Consider the following 16,299-nt stretch of genomic DNA (forward strand, 5'->3'; position numbering starts at 1 on the left):
CCGCGAAGAGGCCAGTACAGGCAAACAATTAACCAACTGGAACATTCCGTTCGATTATCGCCCCGTTCCGCTTGCGACGAATTGCCTCATCCCTGCCCCTCCCCGCACCATCCCTCACGCAACGTTGCACTGGTTCATCAAACAGCCCCGCCCCTGCAGGCCCGCACCCTGCAGCGTACCGGCTCGCCAATAAAAACAAGAGATCCACCACCGATGAGCACTCTGCAACCCGCACGCCAGCTGCTGCCCGGCCTGTTGGCCCTGTCCTGCGCCCTCCCCGTGTTCGCCGCCGAAGGCGGTTTCATGGAGGACGCCAAGGCCAGCCTCAACCTGCGCAACTTCTACATCAACCGCAACTTCGTCGACCCGGCCCACCCCCAGGCCAAGGGCGAGGAATGGACCCAGAGCTTCATCCTCGATGCGCGCTCGGGCTTCACCCAGGGCACCGTCGGCTTCGGTGTCGACGTGCTGGGCCTGTACTCGGTCAAGCTCGACGGTGGCAAAGGCACCACCAACACCCACCTGCTGCCGGTACACGACGACGGCCGCCCGGCCGACGACTTCGGCCGCCTTGGCGTGGCCTTGAAGGCCAAACTGTCCGAGACCGAACTGAAGGTTGGCGAGTGGATGCCGGTACTGCCCATCCTGCGCTCGGACGATGGGCGCTCGCTGCCACAGACCTTCCGTGGCGGCCAGCTCACCTCGAAGGAGATCGATGGCCTGACCCTGTACGCCGGCCAGTTCCGCGGCAACAGCCCGCGCAACGACGCCAGCATGGAAGACATGTCGCTCAACGGCCGCGCGGCCTTCACCTCCGACCGCTTCAACTTCGGCGGCGGTGAATACACGTTCAACGACAAGCGCACGCTGATCGGCCTGTGGGATGCCCAGCTCAAGGACATCTATCGCCAGCAGTACCTCAACCTGGTGCACAGCCAGCCACTGGGTGAATGGACCCTGGGCGCCAACCTGGGTTACTTCATCGGCAAGGAAGACGGCGCCGAGCGCGCCGGGCAACTGGACAACCGCACGGCCTCGGCGATGCTCTCGGCACGCTACAAAGGCAACACCTTCTATGTCGGCCTGCAGAAAGTCAGCGGCGATGACGCCTGGTTGCGGGTCAACGGCACCAGCGGCGGCACCCTGGCCAACGACAGCTACAACTCAAGCTTCGACAATGCCAAGGAACGCTCCTGGCAGGTGCGCCATGACTTCAATTTCGTCAGTGTCGGCATCCCTGGGCTGACCCTGATGAACCGCTACATCAAGGGCGACAATGTGACGGCCGGTGGCGTCGATGATGGCAAGGAGTGGGCGCGCGAGACCGAGCTTGCGTATGTGGTGCAGTCGGGGTCGTTCAAGGACTTGTCGGTGAAATGGCGCAACTCGACCATGCGGCGAGACTTCAGCACCAATTCGTTCGATGAGAACCGCTTGATTGTGAGTTATCCGTTGAATCTGCTGTGAAGCCACCGGCCTCTTCGCGGGACAAGTCGGATCGCCGCACCGCCGCTCCCACAGGCTCTGCGCAATCTTCAAGCTTGCGGTGAACCTGTGGGAGCGGGCTTGTCCCGCGAAGCGGTCAGCAGGACCAATTAAATAACTAAAAGACATAACAAAATAAAATAACCTTCATTGACGACATATCAGGTAACCGTTTAAATCGTTCTCTGATCCCGCCGCAGAGCTTCGACATGGACCTTCGCCAACTGCGCTATTTCATCGCCCTCAACGACTACCGCAGTTTCGTCCGCGCCGCCGAAGCCATGGGCATCACCCAACCTGCCTTCAGCCGCGCCATTCAGGGCCTCGAACAAACCTTCGGCTGCCCCTTGGTCGACCGCGCCAGCAAAGCCCTGCCCCCTACCCCCGAAGGCCTGGTGGTGCTGCAGCACGCCCGCCGCCTGGTGCAAGGCGCCGCGCAGCTAAGCAACGACGTGCTGCAAATGACCAAGCTCGACGCCGGCGAGCTGCATTTCGGCAGCGGCCCGGCACTGGCGGCGCGCCTGGTGCCAGAGGCACTGCAGCATTTCATTGCCCGCCACCCCGGAATCCGCACCGCACTGCTGGTCGACAATGGCGAACGCCTCGGCCAGGCATTGCGTCGCGAACAGATCGAATTCTTCGTCGACGATATCCGCCCTTTCGAAGCCGACCCCAACTTCCACACCGAGCCCCTCAGCCCGCGTCCGGGCCTGTTCTTCTGCCGCCCAGGCCACCCCCTGCTGAACAAGGACAGCCTTTCGACCAATGACCTGTTCGCCTACCCCCTTGCCAGCGCACTGCTCACCCCAGGCGTGCGCAAGCGCCTGGCAAACCTGAGCGGACGCAGCGACTTCACCCCGCACCTGCAGACCGAACACCTGGCAATCCTGCGCAGTGTGGTGCTGGCCAGTGATGCCATCGGCAACGCCAGCGAGGAGGCGGTGGCCGACGACCTCGCCGCCGGGCGTCTGGTCCGCCTGCACTGGCGCAACCTGCCGCCTGCACTGGAGGTACTGAGTGTGCGCTGCGGGGTGGTCAGCCGCAGTGGCTACCGCCTGTCGCCGGCGGCGCGGGCGATGATCGAGACCCTGGTGGGGCTGGATGCGCCCATGCGCGCTGCTGCCATTCGCTGAACTGATGATGGTTCGGCTGCAGGCTATTCTCAGCAATAGTGGGTCAGTGGCTGCCCAAGGAGGAACAACAATGAAAACCCTCGTCGAACACCTGAGCCAGTACGCCGCCTACCACCGCGACCCGCGCAACATCGCCACCCACTTCGTCGGCATTCCGCTGATCGTGCTGGCAGTGACCGTGCTGCTGTCGCGCCCCGGCTGGGACGTAGCAGGCATGTGGCTCTCGCCCGCGTTGCTCGCGGCAGGGGCTTCGGTGTGGTTCTACCTGCGCCTGGACCGGCGCTTCGGGCTGGTCATGGGCCTGCTGCTGGGGCTGTGCCTGTGGGTTGGCCAGGTACTGGCGATGCAAAGTACTGCGCTCTGGCTCGGTGCCGGGCTGGGGGCGTTCGTGGTGGGCTGGATCATCCAGTTCGTCGGGCACTATTACGAAGGGCGCAAGCCGGCATTCGTCGACGATGTCAGCGGGTTGATCATCGGGCCGTTGTTCGTGGTGGCCGAGGCGGGGTTCATGCTGGGGCTGTGCCCGGATTTGAAGCGTGCCGTGGAGGCCAATGCCGGGCCCGTGGCATTGCGGCAGAAGAAAGCTGCCCTGTAGGAAATTCACTGGCCCTATCGCCGGCAAGCCGGCTCCCACAGGTATCCCACTGTATCTGAAATCTGTGGAGTACTTGTGGGAGCCGGCTTGCCGGCGATGGGGCCAGTGCAGGCATCAGGGCTGGCGCGACTCCACACCCAACTCATCCCACACCGATTCCGCCAGGTGGAAGGTGGCATTGGCCGCCGGAATCCCGCAATAGATCGCGCTCTGCATCAGCACTTCCTTGATCTCGTCGCGGGTCACGCCGTTGTTGGCTGCCGCGCGCAAATGCAGCTTGAGCTCATCATTGCGGTTCATGCCGATCAGCATCGCGATGGTGATCAGGCTGCGGGTATGCCGTGGCAAGCCGGGGCGGGTCCAGATATCACCCCAGGCATGGCGGGTGATCATCTCCTGGAACTCGCCATTGAAGTCGTTGAGCTTTTCCAGGCTGCGGTCCACATGGGCATCGCCGAGCACCGCGCGGCGTACCTGCATGCCGGCGTCGTAACGTTGTTTCTCGTCCATGGCAGACTCCTCAGCGGGCCAGCAGGAAGTCGAGCACGCGATGGCTGAACGCATCGCCGATTTCGACGTTGGACAGGTGCGCTGCCGGGAACTCGGCATAGGTGGCACCGACGATGTTGGCTTGCATGAAGCGACCATGCTCCGGGGTGGTCACCACGTCTTCGCTACCGGCGACGATCAGCGTGGGCACCTGGATACGGCTCAGCTGCTCACGGTAGTCGGCGTCGCGCACCGCCGCGCAGTTGGCGGCGTAGCCCTGCGGGGAAGTCTGCGCGAGCATCTGGCAGATGCGCTGCGCCTGCTCCGGTCGGGCCTGGGCAAAACCGGGGGTGAACCAGCGGGCGATGGAGGCGTCGCGCAAATCGGCCATGGCCTGCTGGCCGCCCTTGAGCACGGTGTCGATGCGGGTATTCCAGACCTCGTCGTTGGCGATCTTCGCCGCCGTGTTGCACAGGGTCAGGCTGTGCAGGCGATCACCGGCATGAATGCCCAGCCACTGGCCGATCAGGCCGCCCATCGACAGGCCGACGAAGTGCGCGTGGCGGATATCCAGCGCGTCGAGCAGGGCCAGCACATCGCGGCCCAGTTGCTCGATGCTGTACGGCCCATCGGTCACCAGCGAAGCGCCATGGCCACGGGTGTCGTAGCGCAGCACACGCAAGTGCTCGCTCCACAGCGGGATCTGGCTGTCCCACATCCCCAGGTCAGTACCGAGCGAGTTGGACAGCACCAGCACCGGGGCATCATCCGGGCCGTCGATTCGATAGTTCAGTACGCCATCGGCCAGTTGCAATTGCGCCACAGCGGTCTCCTTCAGGCAGTGAAACGTTGATGTTCGGCCACCGCCCGCGCCACCCAGACGCGGGCCTGGCCGAGGTAATGGGCAGGATCGAGCAGGCGGTCGAGTTCTTGTGCCGACAGTTCGGCGCTGACTTGCGGCTCGTCACCCAGCACGGCGCGCAGGTGGCGCTGCTCGGCGACGGCGCGCTGGCAGCATTGCTCCAGCAGATGGTGGGCGCGGTCACGGCCCAGGCGTTGGGCCAGGACGATGCTCACCGCCTCGGCCAGGACCAGGCCCTGGGTCAGGTCGAGGTTGCGGCGCATGCGTTCAGCGTCCACTTCCATGCCCTCGGCGATCACCTGGGCCTGGCGCAGGGCACCGGACACCAGGCAGCAGATGTCTGGCAGCGTCTCCCACTCGGCGTGCCACAACCCCAGGCTGCGCTCGTGTTCCTGAGGCATGGCGGCGAACAACGTCGAGAGCAGCCCCGGCACGCGGGTGGCGGCACCGATCAGCACCGCCGCCCCTACCGGGTTGCGCTTGTGCGGCATGGTCGACGATCCGCCCTTGCCCGGCGCCGACGGTTCGAACACCTCGCCCGCCTCGGTCTGCATCAGCAGGCTGATGTCGCGGCCGAACTTGCCCAGGCTGCCGGCGATCAGGCCCAGCACCGAGGCGAACTCCACCAGGCGGTCACGCTGGGTGTGCCACGGCTGCTCGGGCAGGCTCAACTTGAGCTGTTCGGCCAAGGCTTCGGCAACTGGCATGGCTTTGCTGCCCAAGGCGGCCAGGCTGCCGGAAGCGCCGCCGAACTGCAGCACCAGCAAACGCGGGCGCAGTTCCTGCAACCGTTGGCGGTGGCGCGTGAGGGCGCCAAGCACCCCCGCCAGCTTCATGCCCAGGGTCACCGGCGTGGCGTGCTGCAGCCAGGTACGGCCCACCAGGGGCGTGTCGGCATGCTGCAGGGCCTGCTGCGCCAGGGTATCACTCAGCTTGGCGAGGTCGGCTTCGATCAGTTCCAGTGCGGCACGCAACTGCAGGACCAGGCCGGTGTCCATGGCATCCTGGCTGGTGGCGCCGAGGTGCACGTAGCGCTCGGCTTCGGGCACGCCACTGGCGATCACCTTGCCCAGCGCCTTCACCAGAGGGATCGCCGAGTTGCCCGCCGTGGCGATGGCATCGGCCAGTGCGCGCACGTCATAGCGCTCGGCCTGGCAGGCGGCCTCGATGGCCACCACCGCAGTGTGCGGCACCAGCCCGGCGCCGGCCTCGGCGCGGGCCAGGGCCGCTTCGAAGTCGAGCATGCCCTGCAAGCGACCGCGGTCGGAGAACACCTCGCGCATGGCCGGGGCCGTGAAGTAGGCATCGAACAGTTGGTTGCTCATGCAGCATCCTTAGTCGTCATGGTGCAGGTACGCCGCTTGTTTCGGCAGCCGCAGGCTGAACAGGAAGGCGATCGCCATCATGGCCGTCACGTACCAGTAGAAGGTGTTCTCCATGCCCAGGGTTTTCAAGCCCAGGGCCACGTACTCGGCCGAGCCGCCGAACATCGCGTTGGCCACCGCATAGGCAAGACCCACGCCCAGTGCGCGCACCTGCGGCGGGAACATCTCGGCCTTCACCAGGCCGCTGATCGAGGTGTAGAAACTGACGATGCACAGTGCCAGGCTCACCAGCACGAAGGCCATGAACGGGCTGCTCACGGTCTTCAACGCCATCAGCAAGGGCACGGTGAACAGGGTGCCCAAGGCGCCGAACAGGAGCATCGAGTTACGCCGGCCGATGCGGTCCGACAGCATGCCGAAGAACGGCTGCAGCACCATGAACAGGAACAGCGCGCCGGTCATCACGTAGCTGGCGTTCTTCGCGGTCATGCCGGCGGTATTGACCAGGTACTTCTGCATGTAGGTGGTGAAGGTATAGAAGATCAGCGAACCGCCGGCGGTGTAGCCGAGCACGGTGATGAAGGCGGCGGTGTGATGGCGGAACAGGCCCTTGACCGAGCCGGCATCCTTGTCCTTGCGGGTTTCGGCGCTGCTGGTCTCGTGCAGCGAACGGCGCAGCATCAGCGAGATCAGTGCGGCGATGGCACCGACCACGAACGGAATGCGCCAGCCCCAGGCTCGCAGCTCGTCTTCGCTGAGCAGCTGCTGCAGGATCACCACCACCAGCACCGCCAGCAACTGGCCGCCGATCAGGGTGACGTACTGGAACGAGGCGAAGAAACCGCGCTGGCCGCGCAGTGCCACTTCACTCATGTAGGTGGCGGTGGTGCCGTACTCGCCCCCGACCGACAGGCCCTGGATCAAGCGGGCCAGCAACAGCAGCGCCGGCGCCCAGGTGCCGATGCTGGCGTAGGTCGGCAGGCAGGCGATCATCAAGGAGCCTGCACACATCATCAGCACCGAGATCATCAGGGAATTCTTGCGCCCGTGGCGGTCGGCCAGGCGGCCGAAAATCCAGCCACCGATGGGGCGCATCAGGAAGCCTGCGGCGAATACCCCGGCAGTGTTGAGCAACTGCACGGTGGGGTCGTCGGAGGGGAAGAAGGCCGGGGCGAAGTAGATCGCGCAGAAGGCGTAGACGTAGAAGTCGAACCATTCCACCAGGTTGCCTGAAGAGGCACCGACGATGGCGAAGATGCGCTTACTGCGTTCTTCGCCGGTGTAATAGGCTGAGGTCATGGCGGTTTTACTCCTGGAGGGTCCTGGGTAAGTCTAGACATACCTAGTAACACACTCGTTCCGCTGGCAGGCTGGCAATTGGCCTTGTGTCGTAGCTACCGGCCCTATCGCCGGCAAGGATCAAACTCGCTCGATGGCCAGCGCCAACCCCTGGCCAACCCCGACACACATGGTCGCCAGGCCTTTGCGCCCACCGCTCTTCTCCAGCTGGTGCAGCGCCGTCAGCACCAGGCGCGCACCGCTCATGCCCAGCGGGTGGCCCAGGGCAATCGCGCCGCCATTGGGATTCACCTGCGGCGCATCATCGGCCACACCCAGCTCGCGCAGCACTGCCAGGCCCTGGCTGGCAAACGCTTCGTTGAGCTCGATCACATCGAAATCACTCACCGCCACACCCAGGCGCTCGGTCAGCTTGCGCACCGCCGGTACCGGGCCGATACCCATGACCCGTGGTGCCACACCCGCGCTGGCCATGCCCAGGACCCGGGCACGCGGGGTCAGGCCGTGCTTCTTCACAGCCTCCGCCGAGGCCAGGATCAGCGCCGCGGCACCGTCGTTGACGCCCGACGCATTGCCGGCGGTGACGGTCTTGTCCGGGCCGTTGACCGGCTTGAGCTTGTTCAGCGCTTCGAGGGTGGTCTCCGGGCGCAGGTGCTCATCGCGCTCGACCACGGTCTCGCCCTTCTTGTGGGCAATGCGTACCGGCACGATCTCTTCGGCAAAGAAACCGGCAACCTGGGCCGCAGCGGCCTTCTGCTGGCTGCGCAGGGCGAAGGCGTCCTGGTCGGCGCGGGAAACCTGGTAATCGTCGGCGACGTTGTCGGCGGTCTCGGGCATCGCGTCCACGCCGTACTGGCTTTTCATCAGCGGGTTGATGAAGCGCCAGCCGATGGTCGTGTCCTCGAGCTTCATGTTGCGCGAATAGCCACTCTCGGCCTTGCCCATGACGAACGGTGCGCGCGACATGGACTCGACGCCACCGGCAATGGCCAGTTCCATTTCGCCACTGGCGATGGCGCGGAAGGCGGTGCCGATGGCATCCATGCCCGAAGCGCACAGACGGTTGAGGGTGACCCCCGGGATGCTTTCCGGCAGGCCCGCCAGCAGCAGCGCCATGCGCGCCACGTTGCGGTTGTCTTCGCCGGCCTGGTTGGCGCAGCCGAAGAACACTTCGTCGAGCTGTTCCCACTGCACGGTCGGGTTGCGTTCGATCAACGCCTTCAGCGGGACCGCAGCCAGGTCGTCGGCACGTACCCCGGCCAGGGCGCCGCCGAAACGGCCGATCGGGGTGCGGATGGCGTCACAGATGAATACGTCGCGCATCAGGCTTCTCCTGCCACCTGGCCATGGGCCACGGCGGTACGGGCTTCGAGGTCGCGCAGGGCGCCGAGCTCGACTTCGGTCGGTGCGCTGGTGGTCTGCACGTCATCGGCAAAGCGGATTGCCCAACCGGTGGCGGCGACGATCTGCTCGCGGGTCACGCCCGGGTGGATCGAGGTCACGACGAATTCGTGGGTGCCGGCTTCCGGCTCCATGATGCACAGGTCGGTGATGATGCCGACCGGCCCTTCGCCCGGCAGGCCGAGGCGCTTGCGCGAATCGCCGCCTTCACCGTGGCCGACCGAGGTGATGAAGTCGAGCTTGTCGACGAAGGCACGTGGCGACTGCTTGAGGATGATCAGCACCTGCTTGGCGGAACCGGCGATCTCCGGCGCGCCGCCGGCCCCCGGCAGGCGGGTCCTCGGCGCGTGGTAGTCACCGACCACGGTGGTGTTGATGTTGCCGAAGCGGTCGACCTGGGCAGCGCCGAGGAAACCGACATCGATGCGGCCACCTTGCAGCCAGTAACGGAAGATCTCGCCGGTCGGCACCACGGTGTCGGCGGTTTCGGCCAGCTCGCCATCACCGATCGACAGCGGCAGCACGCTCGGCTTGGCACCGATCGGGCCGGACTCGTAGATCAGCACCACATCAGGCGACGAGGTCAGGCGCGCCAGGTTGGCGGCCTTGGACGGCAGGCCGATGCCGACGAAGCAGACAGCGCCGTTGCGCAGGCGGCGGGCAGCGGCAACGGTCATCATTTCAGAGGTGGAGTAGCTCATTGTGCAGCCTCCGCGGTGCTGGCCAGCTTGGCCTTGAATGCGTTGAAGTCGGCGGTGCCACGGATGTAGGTGTCGATCCAGGCGGTGAACGATTCGCGGTTGCGCGCGATCGGGTCCCAATCCTGGTAGAAGCGGTTGTCACGCTCGTAGTAGCCGTGGGCATAGGACGGGTGGGCACCACCGGGCACCAGGCACACGGCGCTGAGGGCCCAGGTCGGCAGGACGCAGGCGTTCATCGGCGCCTGCAGGTCATCGACGATTTCCTCGACGGTGACGATGCAGCGCTTGGCCGCCAGGGCCGCTTCCTTCTGCACGCCGAGGATGCCCCACAGCAGCACGTTGCCTTTGCGGTCGGCCTTCTGTGCGTGGATCACGGTGACGTCCGGGCGTACCGACGGCACGGCAGCGAGCACTTCGCCGGTGAACGGGCAAGTGACGCTCTTGATCAGCGGGTTGACCTTCGGCAGGTCGGAACCGGCGTAGGCACGCAGCACCGCGAACGGCAGGCCGGAAGCACCGGCGACGTAGGCGTTGGCAAGGTCGGCGTGGCTGTGTTCCTCGATCTCGATCGCCTGTGGCCATTGCTTTTCGACCGCATCGCGCAGGCGGTGCAGCGAACCGACACCGGGGTTGCCGCCCCACGAGAAGATCAGCTTGCGGGCGCAGCCGGCACCGATCAGCTGGTCGTAGATCAGGTCCGGGGTCATGCGCACCAGGGTCAGGTCGCGCTTGCCCTGACGGATGATCTCGTGCCCGGCGGCAGTCGGGATCAGGTGGGTGAAGCCTTCGAGGGCGACGGTATCGCCGTCCTGGATGAACTGCTTCACGGCTTCGTGAAGCGGGAGAATTGCAGCCATTTGGAGACTCCTGGTCAGGGTGCTACGTTGCGTTCAGATTAAGGAGAGCGGTGGGGGCTTACAATCCGATAATCGACTATTCGTGCGATTATCGAACCAATTAATGCCTTCCTACCTATGTCTGATCTGGCCTCATCGCCGGCAAGCCGGCTCCCACAAAGGGCCCTCACAATCTGCTCTTGTGGGAGCCGGCTTGCCGCCGATAAGGCCAGCACGAACGCCTACGTAGCGTCGGCGTGGCTCACCAGCCCCTTCACGATCACACCTACCGTCGCCAGCGCCGCAGGCACCAGCAAAGCCGTCAGCACCTGTTCGAAGTTCCAGCCCAAACCGAGCAATGTCGCGCCACTCCAGGCCCCCAGAATCGCGCCGAAGCGGCCGATGCCCAACATCCAGGACACCCCTGTGGCACGCCCTTGCGTGGGGTAGAAACGCGCCGCCAGCGAAGGCATTGCCGATTGCGCGCCGTTCACGCACATGCCGGCGATCAGCACCAGGGTGGCAAGCACGGTGATGTTGCCCAGGCTCTGCCCGACCGCATAAGCGAACACGCCCGCCAGCAGATAGAACACGCCAATCACCTTGTGCGGGTTGAAGCGGTCCATGGCCCAGCCCACCGCCACCGCGCTGAGCACGCCACCGAACTGGAACAGCGCGCCGATGAACGCGGCCTGCTCCATGCTCGCGCCACTGTCGCGCATCAGGGTCGGCAGCCAGCTGGTCAGCAGGTAGACGATCACCAGGCCCATGAAGTAGGTCAGCCACAGCAGCAGCGTGCCCAGGCCGTAAGTGCCAGAGAAGATCACCGCGAACACGTTGCGCGCCGCCACGACCTTCTGTTCCGGCACGCTGAAGCCGGACGCCTGGGCCACCACGGCCGGGGCGATCGGCGCCAGGGTCTTGCGGATTTTGTCAGTGCCGCGGTTGCGCACCACCAGAAAGCGCGCGGATTCCGGCAGCCAGACCAGCAGCACTACTGCCAGCAGCAGCGGCAGCACACCGCCGACAACCAGCAAGCTGTGCCAGCCATAGGCCGGAATCATCTTGGCCGAAATGAAGCCACCACCGGCCATCCCCAGGTTGAAGCCGCAGAACATGCTGGTGACCAGCAGCGACTTGAGGCGTTCAGGGGTGTACTCGGAAAGCAGCGTGGTGGCATTGGGCATGCCGGCCCCCAAGCCCAGGCCGGTCAGGAAGCGCAATACCAGCAGCTGGTCGACGTTGCTGGAATAGGCCGAGGCCAGGCTGAAGCCACCGAACACCAACACGGCCACCACCAGCACGCCCTTGCGGCCAAAACGGTCAGCCAGCGGGCCCGAGCCCAAGGCTCCGAACACCATGCCGATCAGCGCGGCGCTCATCACAGGGCCCAGGCTGGCGCGGTCGATGCCCCATTCCTGCGACAACGCCGGGGCGATGAAGCCCATTGCGGCGGTGTCGAGGCCGTCGAGAAAGACGATCAGAAAACACAGGATCACCACGCGCCATTGATAGCGCGACAGCGGTTGTTCATTGATGAAGGACTGTACGTCGAGGCATTGCCCGACAGCGTGGGGTTTGTTCATTGTTGTTATCCAGAAGTTAGGCACGGTCGGGCCGCTGCGGGCGTGCAGGGTCAAGTACGAGTAAGTGCGAGCCGATATCAGCCTGGAAACAACAGCACTGCGAGCGGGTGCGGCCGCGGCAGCGAAGGGACAGTGATCATTGATGTGCGCCTCTTATGTTTTTCTTGTTCGGTCGGCTAGGCCGACCGTTGCGAGAGACATTAATCAGCGAATGAGGGGGGTGCAATTGACCGGGGACGACACTGTGCGTTTATCGAACAGGAAACGGTGTAGAGGGGGCGCATACAGCCTGTCAGCCAAACAACTGATGGCAAAGATCGCGGCTGGCTGCCAGCAGGATCGGCAGGAACCGCTGCTCAAGCTCACTGCGGCTCACCCGCCCGACATGGGTGCTGACATTCAACGCCGCCAGCACCTGGCCCGAGGCGTCATAGATCGGCACTGCGATGGACCTCAAGCCCTGCTCCAGCTCCTGGTCGACCACGCACCACCCCTGCGCCCGCACCTGCTGAATACAGGCGAACAGCGACTCGGCGTCATGCAGGGTACGGCTGGTGCGCGCCTTCAGATCGGCGCGATCGAGGTACTCGCGCAGGCTGGTGTCGTCCATCGCCGCCAACAGAATGCGCCCCATCGACGTGCAATAGGCCGGCAACCGCCCGCCTACCGACAGGTCGACGGAGATCAGCCGCTCCACCGTGGCCGAGCGGGCTATATAAAGGATGTCGTCGCCTTCGAGGGTGGCCATGTTGGCGGCCTCGTGCAGTTGGTCGCTGATGCGATCCAGGTACGGCTGGGCCGACACGGCCAGCGGCGTCGACGACAAGTAGGCATGGCCAAGGGTCAGCACCTTGGGCAGCAGCGAATAGGTGCGGCCATCGGTGGTGGCGTAGCCGAGCTTGATCAGCGTATGCAGGCAACGGCGCACCGCAGCCCTGGGAATCTCGGTACGGTGGCTGATCTGGGCGATCGTCAGGTGGCGTTTGCGCTCCTGGAATGCCTGGATCACGGCCAGCCCCCGCGCCAGGGAGGTCATGAAGTCCGGGTCGCCGGTAAACGCCTGGATACGCTTGGCCGGCGAGGCCACGATCGGCGGTGCCAATGCCGGCGAACTCGGGCGGGACGCCTCCGGGTTGGCCGATTCATTGGACGGGGTTTGGTCGCTCATCGCTCACCTCAGAAAAATCGCTAGCTTGTGCGATTATCGAACGAACGGCCGATAATCGCAATTGACCGCTGACAAATTTACTTATACCTTTCTCCAGCCACTTTGTGGCTTCTTTGGAGAGACTGGTCAGGTACCCACCGTAGAAGTCCCAGGCAGCGGCCTCGCCCAGTGCGAGGCCGTTTTTCATTGCCTCCCCTGCACGCCCCCAAACAGTAGTGAACTTTGCGGGCCTCTGTTCGCTCAAAGTTTGCACAGCCGATAACTTGCAACAGTCGATGTCACAGTCGGTAAATAACCCTGTTTGTCGATTTATCGATTGCTATAATCGATTCTGCTGGCGCGGATCGATACACCGGCACTGCAAGCACCGCCATCGGCCATCCAGCACACTCAGTGCATGGAGCAACTAGCACCTGCATACAACATCGGCACTTTCAAGCATTCAGGTATTACTGTGACGAAAGATGAACTGCGCGCGGAACTCGAGCGCCAGGCTGAACGTTACAAGGAAGTTTACGGTGGTGAAGTGACCACCTACGCAGCTCAACCCGACCCGGAACGCAAACCCTGGCGCAAGCGCGCCACCGTTCAGGATCAGGCGTTCAGCCAGGAACTGGAGAAGATGGAAAAGGAACTGCGCAGCGACGAACCTTGAACCGCTGCCAGCGTCATTGCGTCGTGGGCCAAGCGCCCTCGACGCGGCCTATATTTACCGATTGGCTTCGGATGAAATGGAATTACACAAATTTCATACAGCCGTTTGAATCACTGAAGCCCCTGGTAATTTTCGGGAAATTGGCGAAATTTCCTAGTTTTTGCGATTTTTAGCGGAACTTATCACGCTTAAGCCTGTCTTCTCAGGCCGTGAGAGGCAGCTCACACCCCTGCCACTGGTCTGCAGTGGGTGCATCGATTGCCAAGGTTTTCTGGCATAATCCCGCCCCCCTATGACCGCCAGACAACCTTCATGATCGATTTATTCAGCGGACTGGATGCCTGGGTATTGGTGAGCCTGCTGCTCGCCTTGACCTTCGTGCTCGCTTTCGAGTTCATCAATGGCTTTCATGACACCGCCAACGCGGTAGCCACCGTCATCTATACCAAAGCCATGCCGCCACACCTGGCCGTGTTCTTCTCCGGGGTGTTCAACTTCCTTGGCGTTCTGCTCGGCGGTGTCGGGGTGGCCTATGCCATCGTTCACCTGCTGCCGGTCGAACTGCTGATCAACGTGAACACCGGTCACGGCCTGGCCATGGTCTTCTCATTGCTCGCCGCCGCCATCACCTGGAACCTCGGCACCTGGTACTTCGGCATTCCGGCTTCCAGCTCGCACACCCTGATCGGTTCGATCCTTGGTGTGGGCCTGGCCAATGCCCTGATCAACGACATTCCGCTGGGTGATGGCGTCAACTGGCAGAAGGCGATCGACATCGCCATGTCGCTGGTGGTTTCGCCCATGGCTGGCTTCGCTGTTGCCGCCCTGGTGCTGCTCGGCCTGAAATGGTGGCGCCCGCTGTCGAAGATGCACAAGACACCGGAGCAGCGCCGCAAGCTCGACGACAAGAAGCACCCACCGTTCTGGAACCGCCTGGTACTGGTCATTTCGGCCATGGGTGTGAGCTTCGTTCACGGCTCCAACGATGGTCAGAAAGGCATCGGCCTGATCATGCTGGTACTGATCGGTATCGTTCCGGCCAAGTTCGTACTCGACCTGAACAGCACCACCTACCAGATCGAGCGCACCCGCGACGCCACCACGCACCTGAGCCAGTTCTACCAGCGCAACGCCGCCACCCTGGGCGAATTCCTGGCGCTGGGCAAGGCCCAGGCCAGCGACTTGCCGGAGCAGTTCAGCTGCAACCCGCAGCAGACCGAGCCGACCATCGCCGCACTGCAGTCCTCGCTGCAAGGCGTGACCGACTACCGCGCCCTGAGTGCTGAAAAGCGCGTGGAAGTTCGCCGCTACCTGCTGTGCCTGGATGACACCGCGAAGAAGGTCGGCAAGCTGCCGAGCCTAAATGCCCGTGAAAAGGCTGACCTGGACAAGCTGCGCAAGGACATCACCGCCACCACCGAGTACGCCCCGTTCTGGGTCATCGTGGCCGTTGCCCTGGCCCTGGGCCTGGGCACCATGGTCGGCTGGAAGCGTGTGGTACTGACCGTTGGCGAGAAGATCGGCAAGCAGGGCATGACCTATGCCCAAGGCATGTCGGCGCAGATTACCGCAGCGTGCGCCATTGGCATGGCCAACGTGTTCGCCCTGCCGGTGTCGACCACCCACGTACTGTCGTCCGGCGTTGCCGGCACCATGGTCGCCAACAAGAGCGGCCTGCAAGGCGGCACGGTGAAAACCATCCTGCTGGCCTGGGTGCTGACGTTGCCAGCCACCATCGGCCTGGCGGCTGGCCTGTTCTGGCTGGCGTCCAAGGCGATTAGCTGAGCGATACTGCTGAAATGAAAAAGGCGCCTTCGAGGCGCCTTTTTCATGGGTCTGCACCGGCCTCATCGCCGGCACGCCGGCTCCCACAGGTACTCCATCGCTTTCAAGCACTGTGGTGAACCTGTGGGAGCTGGCTTGCCAGCGATAGGGCCCTTGAGGTCAATGCAACCGGTTCTTGGCCATCTCGATATCGTTCATCAACGCCTTGGCCAACGCACTCAGGTAGTCCGCTGCACCGAGCAACTTGTGGTCATCCTCCATGTCGCCCTCGCGCACCAGGTGCTTGATGTAGCCCAGCAGTATCGAAACTTGCTCGTAGGCATCCTCGATCGGAATGCCCGGCTGCACCCGCAGCAGATCAATCGGCGGGTTGCCGACATCGAGGAAGGTCTCTACGCCGGCCGTGGTGAGGACTTTGGGTTCATCCGCCATGCCGTCACCTCTGAGCCTGTTGGCCATAAAGTCGAGCGTGCACATGCTCCACCAACGCAAACGCGATCTCGCTGGCATGAATGGCATTGCCCAGCATGCTCAGGCCGTGTTCGCCAGCGCGGGCGCGGCAGTGTTCGTCGAGGGTTTCGATGACGCCGCGCAGCAGCTCGCTGACGTGGGCCAGGGCGTCGGGGGGGTACATGTCGGATTGGACGGTGAAGAATGGGGTAGTGACAGGTTTACGGCGGGGAGGATCAGGGACGATCTTCTTCATGGTGATTTTCCTTCGCTTGCTTAAAGGAACCACCACCTCAACCTTCTCACGGGTTTAGGTGGCAGCCGTACGCGGGGTGAGAAACCGAGGAAGCAAAGGAAAACTCGGCCAGACCGAAGTCTGCCCGCGCACGGCCGCCATGACAGCTTGCCGAAATTGCTTCTCGTCGGGTTCTCACACCCGGTCGCAAGAGCGACTCGGAAACGTTATCCGTGAGGCATTTCCCCGACAACAGCGAAACTTCAGCAGCGCTCGTAGGATAATTCCCAAACT

At 63.7% G+C, this 16,299-nt stretch carries 17 protein-coding genes; 5 read left to right on the forward strand and 12 right to left on the reverse strand.

The window, feature by feature from the left end:
• The first annotated feature begins 213 nt into the window (after positions 1 to 213).
• From PMI38_RS18875 to PMI38_RS18885, 3 genes are all read left to right on the forward strand, one after another.
• Positions 214 to 1,467 (forward strand): OprD family porin, encoded by a 1,254-nt coding sequence (locus PMI38_RS18875; RefSeq protein ID WP_008097265.1) that lies wholly within the window; start codon positions 214 to 216, stop codon positions 1,465 to 1,467.
• Positions 1,468 to 1,694: 227 nt separating this feature from the next.
• A complete protein-coding gene (locus tag PMI38_RS18880; protein WP_008097266.1) occupies positions 1,695 to 2,618 on the forward strand; it encodes a LysR family transcriptional regulator in 924 nt (307 codons plus the stop codon).
• A gap of 70 nt (positions 2,619 to 2,688) precedes the next feature.
• Complete coding sequence (locus tag PMI38_RS18885; RefSeq protein ID WP_008097268.1) at positions 2,689 to 3,213, forward strand: Mpo1 family 2-hydroxy fatty acid dioxygenase; 525 nt, start codon at positions 2,689 to 2,691, stop codon at positions 3,211 to 3,213.
• Between the two features lie 114 nt (positions 3,214 to 3,327).
• Here the strand turns inward: PMI38_RS18885 and pcaC are convergent, their stop codons facing one another.
• From pcaC to PMI38_RS27230, 10 genes are all read right to left on the reverse strand, one after another.
• Positions 3,328 to 3,723: a 4-carboxymuconolactone decarboxylase gene (pcaC, locus tag PMI38_RS18890; RefSeq protein ID WP_008097270.1), complete on the reverse strand. Its 396-nt coding sequence runs from the start codon at positions 3,721 to 3,723 to the stop codon at positions 3,328 to 3,330.
• A 10-nt stretch (positions 3,724 to 3,733) separates the two neighbouring features.
• The gene (pcaD, locus tag PMI38_RS18895) at positions 3,734 to 4,525 is read right to left on the reverse strand and encodes a 3-oxoadipate enol-lactonase (protein WP_008097272.1); all 792 of its coding nucleotides are present in this window, start codon (positions 4,523 to 4,525) and stop codon (positions 3,734 to 3,736) included.
• 11 nt (positions 4,526 to 4,536) lie between these two features.
• The gene (locus tag PMI38_RS18900) at positions 4,537 to 5,889 is read right to left on the reverse strand and encodes a 3-carboxy-cis,cis-muconate cycloisomerase (protein WP_008097274.1); all 1,353 of its coding nucleotides are present in this window, start codon (positions 5,887 to 5,889) and stop codon (positions 4,537 to 4,539) included.
• Positions 5,890 to 5,898: 9 nt separating this feature from the next.
• Positions 5,899 to 7,188 (reverse strand): MFS family transporter, encoded by a 1,290-nt coding sequence (locus PMI38_RS18905; RefSeq protein ID WP_008097276.1) that lies wholly within the window; start codon positions 7,186 to 7,188, stop codon positions 5,899 to 5,901.
• A 120-nt stretch (positions 7,189 to 7,308) separates the two neighbouring features.
• On the reverse strand, positions 7,309 to 8,514 hold the full coding sequence (gene pcaF, locus PMI38_RS18910; RefSeq protein WP_177324919.1) for a 3-oxoadipyl-CoA thiolase: 1,206 nt from the start codon (positions 8,512 to 8,514) through the stop codon (positions 7,309 to 7,311).
• The gene (locus PMI38_RS18915; RefSeq protein WP_008097280.1) at positions 8,511 to 9,290 is read right to left on the reverse strand and encodes a CoA-transferase subunit beta; all 780 of its coding nucleotides are present in this window, start codon (positions 9,288 to 9,290) and stop codon (positions 8,511 to 8,513) included. Before PMI38_RS18915 ends, pcaF begins: the two co-directional genes overlap by 4 nt.
• Positions 9,287 to 10,147 carry a CoA transferase subunit A gene (locus tag PMI38_RS18920; RefSeq protein ID WP_008097282.1) on the reverse strand — a complete coding sequence of 287 codons (861 nt, stop codon included), beginning with the start codon at positions 10,145 to 10,147 and terminating at the stop codon, positions 9,287 to 9,289. The genes PMI38_RS18915 and PMI38_RS18920 overlap by 4 nt, the downstream gene beginning before the upstream one ends.
• A gap of 221 nt (positions 10,148 to 10,368) precedes the next feature.
• Positions 10,369 to 11,712: an MFS transporter gene (locus tag PMI38_RS18925; protein ID WP_008097284.1), complete on the reverse strand. Its 1,344-nt coding sequence runs from the start codon at positions 11,710 to 11,712 to the stop codon at positions 10,369 to 10,371.
• 292 nt (positions 11,713 to 12,004) lie between these two features.
• Positions 12,005 to 12,880, reverse strand: coding sequence for a pca regulon transcriptional regulator PcaR (pcaR, locus tag PMI38_RS18930; protein ID WP_008097286.1), 876 nt, complete (start codon positions 12,878 to 12,880; stop codon positions 12,005 to 12,007).
• Positions 12,855 to 13,067, reverse strand: coding sequence for a hypothetical protein (locus tag PMI38_RS27230; protein ID WP_008097288.1), 213 nt, complete (start codon positions 13,065 to 13,067; stop codon positions 12,855 to 12,857). Before PMI38_RS27230 ends, pcaR begins: the two co-directional genes overlap by 26 nt.
• A 267-nt stretch (positions 13,068 to 13,334) precedes the next feature.
• Between PMI38_RS27230 and PMI38_RS18935 the strand changes: the two genes are divergently transcribed.
• The gene (locus tag PMI38_RS18935; protein ID WP_008097290.1) at positions 13,335 to 13,535 is read left to right on the forward strand and encodes a hypothetical protein; all 201 of its coding nucleotides are present in this window, start codon (positions 13,335 to 13,337) and stop codon (positions 13,533 to 13,535) included.
• Between the two features lie 312 nt (positions 13,536 to 13,847).
• A complete protein-coding gene (locus PMI38_RS18940; protein ID WP_008097292.1) occupies positions 13,848 to 15,320 on the forward strand; it encodes an inorganic phosphate transporter in 1,473 nt (490 codons plus the stop codon).
• Between the two features lie 159 nt (positions 15,321 to 15,479).
• Here the strand turns inward: PMI38_RS18940 and PMI38_RS18945 are convergent, their stop codons facing one another.
• Together PMI38_RS18945 and PMI38_RS18950 are read right to left on the reverse strand one after the other, a co-directional pair.
• Positions 15,480 to 15,752 carry a DUF3077 domain-containing protein gene (locus PMI38_RS18945; RefSeq protein ID WP_008097294.1) on the reverse strand — a complete coding sequence of 91 codons (273 nt, stop codon included), beginning with the start codon at positions 15,750 to 15,752 and terminating at the stop codon, positions 15,480 to 15,482.
• A gap of 4 nt (positions 15,753 to 15,756) precedes the next feature.
• On the reverse strand, positions 15,757 to 16,026 hold the full coding sequence (locus PMI38_RS18950) for a hypothetical protein (RefSeq protein ID WP_008097296.1): 270 nt from the start codon (positions 16,024 to 16,026) through the stop codon (positions 15,757 to 15,759).
• Positions 16,027 to 16,299 lie beyond the last annotated feature (273 nt).

The sequence above is a fragment of the Pseudomonas sp. GM84 genome (genome assembly GCF_000282535.1).
Lineage (GTDB): Bacteria > Pseudomonadota > Gammaproteobacteria > Pseudomonadales > Pseudomonadaceae > Aquipseudomonas.

What these genes read in the sequence shown, in the direction of transcription:
- PMI38_RS18900 (WP_008097274.1), bottom strand. Translation starts at nt 5,889, where the DNA reads ATGAGCAACCAACTGTTCGATGCCTACTTCACGGCCCCGGCCATGCGC.
- PMI38_RS18945 (WP_008097294.1), bottom strand. Translation starts at nt 15,752, where the DNA reads ATGGCGGATGAACCCAAAGTCCTCACCACGGCCGGCGTAGAGACCTTC.
- PMI38_RS18940 (WP_008097292.1), top strand. Translation starts at nt 13,848, where the DNA reads ATGATCGATTTATTCAGCGGACTGGATGCCTGGGTATTGGTGAGCCTG.
- PMI38_RS18925 (WP_008097284.1), bottom strand. Translation starts at nt 11,712, where the DNA reads ATGAACAAACCCCACGCTGTCGGGCAATGCCTCGACGTACAGTCCTTC.
- PMI38_RS18950 (WP_008097296.1), bottom strand. Translation starts at nt 16,026, where the DNA reads ATGAAGAAGATCGTCCCTGATCCTCCCCGCCGTAAACCTGTCACTACC.
- pcaR (WP_008097286.1), bottom strand. Translation starts at nt 12,880, where the DNA reads ATGAGCGACCAAACCCCGTCCAATGAATCGGCCAACCCGGAGGCGTCC.
- PMI38_RS18885 (WP_008097268.1), top strand. Translation starts at nt 2,689, where the DNA reads ATGAAAACCCTCGTCGAACACCTGAGCCAGTACGCCGCCTACCACCGC.
- PMI38_RS18905 (WP_008097276.1), bottom strand. Translation starts at nt 7,188, where the DNA reads ATGACCTCAGCCTATTACACCGGCGAAGAACGCAGTAAGCGCATCTTC.
- PMI38_RS27230 (WP_008097288.1), bottom strand. Translation starts at nt 13,067, where the DNA reads ATGAAAAACGGCCTCGCACTGGGCGAGGCCGCTGCCTGGGACTTCTAC.
- pcaC (WP_008097270.1), bottom strand. Translation starts at nt 3,723, where the DNA reads ATGGACGAGAAACAACGTTACGACGCCGGCATGCAGGTACGCCGCGCG.
- PMI38_RS18880 (WP_008097266.1), top strand. Translation starts at nt 1,695, where the DNA reads ATGGACCTTCGCCAACTGCGCTATTTCATCGCCCTCAACGACTACCGC.
- PMI38_RS18920 (WP_008097282.1), bottom strand. Translation starts at nt 10,147, where the DNA reads ATGGCTGCAATTCTCCCGCTTCACGAAGCCGTGAAGCAGTTCATCCAG.
- PMI38_RS18915 (WP_008097280.1), bottom strand. Translation starts at nt 9,290, where the DNA reads ATGAGCTACTCCACCTCTGAAATGATGACCGTTGCCGCTGCCCGCCGC.
- PMI38_RS18875 (WP_008097265.1), top strand. Translation starts at nt 214, where the DNA reads ATGAGCACTCTGCAACCCGCACGCCAGCTGCTGCCCGGCCTGTTGGCC.